This is a genomic window from Mesorhizobium sp. M1A.F.Ca.IN.020.04.1.1, assembly GCF_003997315.1.
Lineage (GTDB): Bacteria > Pseudomonadota > Alphaproteobacteria > Rhizobiales > Rhizobiaceae > Mesorhizobium.
This window is the reverse complement of record NZ_RZSN01000233.1, coordinates 1-7035: the sequence shown is the minus strand read 5'-3', so window position 1 is coordinate 7035 and position 7035 is coordinate 1. Positions and strand designations below refer to the sequence as shown.

General features: G+C 64.4%; 3 protein-coding genes and 1 pseudogene. 2 read left to right on the top strand and 2 right to left on the bottom strand.

The genetic code is table 11. The features are described from left to right. The first annotated feature begins 112 nt into the window (after positions 1-112). Positions 113-2111: pseudogene (locus EOA49_RS28950) on the top strand (glycoside hydrolase family 127 protein). Positions 2112-2125: 14 nt separating this feature from the next. On the opposite strand, the gene EOA49_RS28945 reads toward EOA49_RS28950, so the two are convergent. Both EOA49_RS28945 and EOA49_RS28940 read right to left on the bottom strand, forming a co-directional pair. Continuing rightward, positions 2126-2926, bottom strand: coding sequence for an endonuclease/exonuclease/phosphatase family protein (locus EOA49_RS28945; RefSeq protein ID WP_127241143.1), 801 nt, complete (start codon positions 2924-2926; stop codon positions 2126-2128). Positions 2927-2951: 25 nt separating this feature from the next. Beyond that, the gene (locus EOA49_RS28940; protein WP_127241142.1) at positions 2952-4412 is read right to left on the bottom strand and encodes a phospholipase D-like domain-containing protein; all 1461 of its coding nucleotides are present in this window, start codon (positions 4410-4412) and stop codon (positions 2952-2954) included. On the opposite strand from EOA49_RS28940, the gene EOA49_RS28935 reads away from it, so the two are divergent. Further along, positions 4332-7035 (top strand): PAS domain S-box protein (locus EOA49_RS28935; RefSeq protein WP_245460831.1); only part of this gene is annotated, 2704 nt, incomplete at its 3' end. The two genes, EOA49_RS28940 and EOA49_RS28935, sit on opposite strands and share 81 nt — an antisense overlap.

The window sequence follows — 7035 nt, the reverse complement described above, 5'->3', positions numbered from 1 at the left end:
GTGATGATGGTGCCCTGCCTGATCCTGTTCCTGGCGCTGCAGCGCTTCTACATCCGCGGCCTGATGGCCGGGGCCGTCAAATGATTTTCCCGCATTCGAATGGAGTGACGTTATGACCGCAGCACAATCCGCCACCGCAGCCCAGGCAGCCGCGACCGCGAAGCCGAAGCTTGCCTTCCGGCCGCTGCCCGTGCCCCAGGTCGATGTCCGCGGCTTCTGGGGCGACCGGGTCGACGCGGTCGCCGCCAAGACCGCCGGCATCCTCTACGACCGCTGCGTCGAGGCGCGCATGCTGGAGCAGATCGATCCCGACCGGCCGTCGCCCGGCGTCGTCATTCCGTTCCATTCGCCGTCGCCGGACGAGGCCGACGCGCAGGGCGCCGAGTTCACCGGCTCGACGGTGACGACCCAGATGTTCTGGGATTCCGACTGGGGCAAGACCATCGAGACGGCCGCCTACTCGCTCTACCGGCGCCGCAATCCGGAGCTGGAGAAGAAGATCGACGCCGTCATCGACATGTACGGCAAGCTGCAGCAGGAGGACGGTTATCTCTCCAGCTGGTACCAGCGCATCCAGCCGGGTCTCCGCTGGACCAACCTGCGCGACTGCCACGAGCTCTACTGCGCCGGCCATCTGATCGAGGGCGCCGTCGCCTACTTTCAGGCGACGGGCAAGCGCAAGCTGCTCGACATCATGAGCCGCTACGCCGACCACATCGCCTCGATGTTCGGCCCGGAGCCCGGCAAGAAAAAGGGCTATTGCGGCCATGAGGAGATCGAGCTGGCGCTGGTGAAGCTCGCGCGGGAGACGGGTGAGAAGAAGTACATGGATCTGGCGAAGTACTTCATCGACCAGCGCGGCCAGCAGCCGCATTATTTCGACGAGGAGGCGCGCGCCCGCGGCGCCGACCCGAACGCCTATCATTTCAAGACCTACGAATACAATCAGTCGCACAAGCCGGTACGCGAGCAGGACAAGGTCGTCGGCCACGCCGTGCGGGCGATGTACCTCTTCTCCGGCATGGCCGACATTGCCACCGAATATGGCGACGACAGCTTGCGCGCGGCGCTCGACAGGCTGTGGGACGATCTGACCACCAAGAGCCTCTATGTCACCGGCGGCCTCGGGCCGTCGGCTCACAATGAGGGTTTCACCAGCGACTACGACCTGCCCAACGAAACCGCCTATGCCGAGACCTGCGCCTCGGTCGGCCTGGTGTTCTGGGCGAGCCGGATGCTCGGCATGGGGCCGAACCGCCGCTATGCCGACATGATGGAGCGGGCGCTCTACAACGGCTCGATCTCGGGCCTGTCGCTCGACGGCTCGCTGTTCTTCTACGAGAACCCGCTGGAGAGCCGCGGCGGCCACCACCGCTGGAAATGGCACCGCTGCCCCTGCTGCCCGCCCAATATCGGCCGCATGGTGGCCTCCATCGGCAGCTATTTCTACGGCCTCGCCGACGACGCGCTGGCCGTGCATCTCTATGGCGACTCCACCGCACGCTTCGAGATCGCCGGCCGCCCGGTCAGCCTGGTCCAGACCAGCAACTATCCCTGGGACGGCGCGGTCTCGATCGAGATCGAGGCACAGACACCGGTTGAATTCACGCTTTACCTGCGCGTGCCCGCCTGGTGCCGCAACGCGGCGCTGAAGCTGAACGGCAACATGCTCGATCTCGATGCGGTCACGGTCGACGGCTATGCCGCGATCCGCCGCGAATGGCAAAAGGGCGACCGCGTCGAGCTCGACCTCGAAATGTCGATGGCGCGCCTCTTCGCCAATCCGGAAGTGCGGCAGGACATCGGCCGCGTCGCGCTGTCGCGTCGGCCCGCTGCTCTACTGCGTCGAGGAAACCGACAATGGCGGTGGCCTGCACCGCATTGCGCTGCCGCGCACGGCCAGGCTGGAGGCGCACAAAGAGCCGAACCTGCTCGGCGGTATCGTCACGCTTTCGGCGATCGGCAGCCGGGCCGAGGCGAAGACCTGGGGCGGCGATCTCTACCGCCCCGAGCCGCCGGAAACCGAAGAGACGACGCTCAAGGCAATTCCTTACTTCGCCTGGGACAACCGCGATCCCGGCGAGATGCTGGTCTGGCTCAGGGAAGGGTAGGGCGATCGCTGGATCTACAGATGCACGAAGGCGGTCAGCGGCAGGTGGTCGGACGCCACGCGCGACAGCGGCGTGTCATGCGCTTCCACCGCAGACACCATGCCGTCGCGGTTGCCCATGATCCGGTCGAGCGCCAGCACCGGCAGGCCCGACGGAAAGGTGGGCACAGCGGGCAGCGGGGGGCCGAAGGTGGTGTGCAGCGTGTTGAGCGCGGAGCGGTTGCCCAGCCGCCATTCGTTGAGGTCGCCGAGCAGGAGCGTCGGCCTTTCGTCGGCGCTGCTCATGATATCGAGCACGACGCGGGCCTGTTCCGAGCGCGAGCGCCGCAACAGGCCGAGATGCGCAGCGATCACGCGCAGCGTCCGGTTCTCGTCGAGGTCGATCTCGGCGACCAGCGCCCCGCGCGGCTCCAGGCCGGGCAGCTTGATCTGGTGCACGTCGCGCACCGTGCCGCGCTTGAACAGAAGCACGTTGCCGCGCCAGCCATGTGCCTTGCCGTTTCCGGTGACCGGCACCGGCACCAGCCCCGTTTCGATTTCGAGGCGGTTGAGGTCGAGCAGTCCGGCGCGGTCGCCGAAGCGGTTGTCGGCCTCCTGCAGCGCGATCACATCGGGGCTGATCTCGCGGATGACGCGCGCGGTCCGCTCGGGGTCGAACTTGCGGTCGGTGCCGATGCATTTGTGGACGTTGTAGGAGGCGACCACCATCTCGGCGCCGCCGACCCGTTTCGGCGCCGTGGCTTTCGCTTTCCGCATCTTTCTGCCGCGGATCGACAGGAGCACGGTTTCGGGGAGGGTGCGTCCGTTTCTCTCCATGGTTCCTGCTGCTCGTCTTCCTTGCCTACAGATAGGGCGATCCCAGCCACAGCAATCGGTCGAGGACACGAATGACGAAGGCTCTGGCCCTCAGCATCTCGAGTGTCACCGGTTTCGCCGACGCGATCGCCGCGTCGATACGCGCCTCGATCGCCCGGGCGAAGTTGGCATCCAGGACCTCCATGTCGATCTCGAAATTCAGCCTGAGCGACCGGGCGTCGAGATTGGACGAGCCGACATAAACCCACGCGCCGTCGATTGCCATAAGTTTCGAGTGATCGAAGGGGCCCTCGTGGCGCCACACCCGGCAATAATGCTTCAGGACCTGGTCGAACTGTGCCGTCATGGCGCGGTCGACGAGGAAAAGGTTGTTCACCGCCGGCACCACGATGTCGATCTCGACGCCGCGCGCACCGGCCGTGGTCAGCGCGCTGATCAGCTCGCGGTCGGGCAGGAAATAGGGCGACATGATGCGGATCGATTTGCGGGCGACCGAAAACGCCCCCATCAGCAGCTTGTGGTTGGTTTCGTTCGCGGCATCCGGTCCTGTCGCCACGGCTCTGACCAACATCGGCTGGCCGGGCGGCGGGGCGGTTCGCTCGATTTGCCAGGCGTCGCCCTTCAGCGCCTCGTTGCTGGCGAAGCGCCAGTCCTCGGCGGCGACTGAGAACAGGTCGGCCACCACCGGCCCGGTGACCTCGAAATGCGTGTCCCTGGAGCTGTCGGAACCGGCGAATTCGGCCGAGAACCCCTTGCGGATGTTCATGCCTCCGGTAAACGCCACCGTCGCGTCGATGACCAGGACCTTCCTGTGGGTTCTGAGATTCGCATAAGGAAGTCTCAAGCCCATGACGATGTTGCCGTTGAAGAGATCGACGGCGACGTTGGCCTCCCTGAGCTGCTTCAGGATGCTGGGTACCGAATAGCGCACGCCGACGGCGTCGATCAGCACGCGCACGGCAAGGCCGCGTTTGACCGCGGCGGAGAGCGACTGCGCGAACATCTGTCCGACGGCGTCGTTGTCGAAGATGTAAGTTTCGAGAAGCACGCTCTTTTGCGCGCCGTCGATCGCCCGGCACATCGCCGTATAGGCCTCGTCGCCGGTCTCGAGCACGGCGATCGTGTTTCCCGAAGTCAGCGGACGCCGCGCCACCCTGTCGCCCAGTGTCTTCAATCCGACGAAGCGCTGGCCGAATTGGGCCTCGATCAAGGCTTCGACGGCGACGTCGCGATTGTGCCCGGCCTCATCCGCCGAACCGGCGCTGGGTCGCATGGCGCTGATCGTCGCGCGGCGGATGCGGTTGATGCCGGCGATGGCGTAGATGATCGCGCCGAGGAAGGGCGACAGAAGCATCACGCCGACCCACCCCGTGGCGGCGCGCACGTCTTCCTTCGTCATGATGGCATGGACGATGCCGACCGCCGCCATCGCCAACGACAGGAAAAGGATAAGCGTCGACCAGTGACTCGCTATCGCCTCGAACATCGGCCCGACTATTGTGCGAGCCGGCGCGGAAGGCAATGCGCCAGGTCAAGGCGGCACGGATTCGCATGCAGCTCTTTCCGGCCCGGTTGCATGAGGGATCCCGCCAGTGTGACCGGTCGTTCGAACGCTTTGCGCCTCTGTGCGAAAATCGGTCCACCAGGCAAGACGAAATCGTCGTCGGCATTGTGTCGGCGCTGCCTCAGTGCCGAAGTGTCGGAGCTCACGCGGGAACCTTCGGCGATCCGATGCGTTTGGCTCTTCGTTGCCGAGCGGGAATGGGAGATGCGCATCGAAAGCCTTCAAGGAACCGAGGGGTTTATCCGTACCCCGCAGGACGCCGTCGCCCTGCAAATCCCGCCCGACTTCATCGAGACGCTGCCCATTGCGATCTACGCTTGCGACGCGCAAGGCCGATTGCTTTGGTTCAACAAGCGCGCTGCCGATTTGTGGGGGCGAACGCCCTTGCTTGGCTCGGACAGCGAACTCTATTGCGGATCCCACAGGCTCTATCTCGATGGACGGCAGATCGCGCGCGCCCAAACCCCGATGGCCGCGGTGCTGCGAACCGGCATTCCCGTCAGGGGGGTTGAAGGAAAGCTCGAGCGGCCGGACGGCACGGCGATATGGGTGATGGTCCACATCGAACCGATCGAAGACGAGGACGGTCGGGTCGTCGGAGCCATCAACTGTTTCCATGACGTCACGGACCGGCGTCTGACCGATGAGATCATTGGGCAACAGGAGCAGCGGCTCGCTGCAACTTACCAGCATGCGGCGATTGGCATCGCTGAAGTCAACGCGAAGGGCGAACTCGGGCGCGTCAACGGCTACCTGGCCGACCTGCTCGGCTATTCCGCCGATGAACTTGTCGGCAGGTCGGTGTTCGATGCCACTCTGGCGGAGAATGTCGATGCGGACCTGCGTCAGTTCGAGCGTCAGGTGCGAGGCGAGATCGACAGCTACCGGCACGAAAAGCGCTTCATCCGCAAGGACGGGGCAAGAGTCTGGGTCGCGGTCACGTCCTCGAGCGTAAGGGACTCCGAAGGCCGCTTCTTGTATGCGGTGCGCGTCCAGCAGGATATCACCGCCCGCAAGAAGGCCGAGGCCGCGCTCGTCCGGCATCTGGAGCAGCAGGCGGCGCTTTACGAATTCACGGACAGCCTTCAGCGCGCGGCGAATCTCGGCGAGGTTCACGAGATAGCCCTCAGCACCATCATTCGCGCATTGGGTGCGGACCGGGCCTCCATACTCTTCTTCGACAACACCGGCTTCCTCAGATTTGCCGCCTCGCGAGGCCTGTCGCAAGCTTACAGAACGGCCGTCGAAGGCCATTCCCCCTGGTCGCGCGACACACGCGATCCCGAACCGATCGCTATTGCCGACGTCGAGCAAAGCGGATTGCCGGACGACCTCAAGGCGGCTGTGCGGGACGAAGGCATTGCAGCGCTGGCTTTCATTCCGATCTCGGTGCGCGGTCAGCTGCTCGGCAAGTTCATGTCCTATTACGATCATCCGCACGATTTCGTGGAGTCCGAGCTTCGTTTTGCGCTGACAGTGGCCGGACAACTCGGCTTCGCGGTCGACCGCGTACGGCTCGAGACCGCCCGCCAGACGACGGAACGCGCGGCAAATCAGCTCGTGGCCGTTGTCGAATCCTCTCACGACGCGATCATCAGCAAGGACCTCAACGGCATTATCGCCTCATGGAATGCCAGCGCGGAGCGGCTGTTCGGCTTCACGGCCGACGAGGCGATCGGCAGGCACATCACGATGATCATCCCCGATGACCGGCTGGGCGAGGAGCCGGAGATCATCAGGCGCATCAGCAGCGGCGAAAACGTCGATCACTTCGAAACGGTGCGTCGCCGCAAGGACGGCAATCTCGTCGATATTTCCCTGACGATTTCGCCGATCCGCAACAGCCAGGGCCTCATCATCGGCGCCTCGAAGATTGCGCGCGACATCACCGACCAAAAGATGGCTGAAGCCAAGCTGCGGGCGAGCGAGCGTCAGCTGCGCGACCTGCTGGCGGCAATTCCGGCGGCGATCTACACGACGGATGCCGACGGCACGATAACCTTTTTCAACGAGGCGGCCGTCGAGCTTTCCGGGCGCGTTCCGCAGATCGGCAAGGATAAGTGGTGCGTGACGTGGAAACTGTTCTGGCCGGACGGAAGCCCGCTTCCTCACGACCAGTGCCCGATGGCGGTCGCCCTGAAGGAGGGGCGTCCGATACGCAACGCTGAAGCCGTCGCCGAGCGCCCGGACGGCGTGCGCATTCCCTTCATCCCGTATCCGACGCCGCTGCGCGATGAAGATGGCAAGATCGTCGGCGGCATCAACATGCTGGTCGATATCAGCGAACGCAAACAGGCCGAAACACAGCAGCGGCTGCTCTTCAATGAGCTCAATCATCGTGTGAAGAACAACATGCAGATGCTGCAGTCACTGCTGAGCTTGGCGGGTCAACGGGCAGCGAACCCGCAAGCGCGAGAAATCTTGCGTGAAGCCGGCAACCGCGTCGCGGCCATGGCCGCTGCTCAGCAGGTCCTGTACGAGACGGTCGATTCGACGCAGTTCAACGCGAAGGGTTTCTTGCTTGCGGTTTGCGGGACAATAAAGC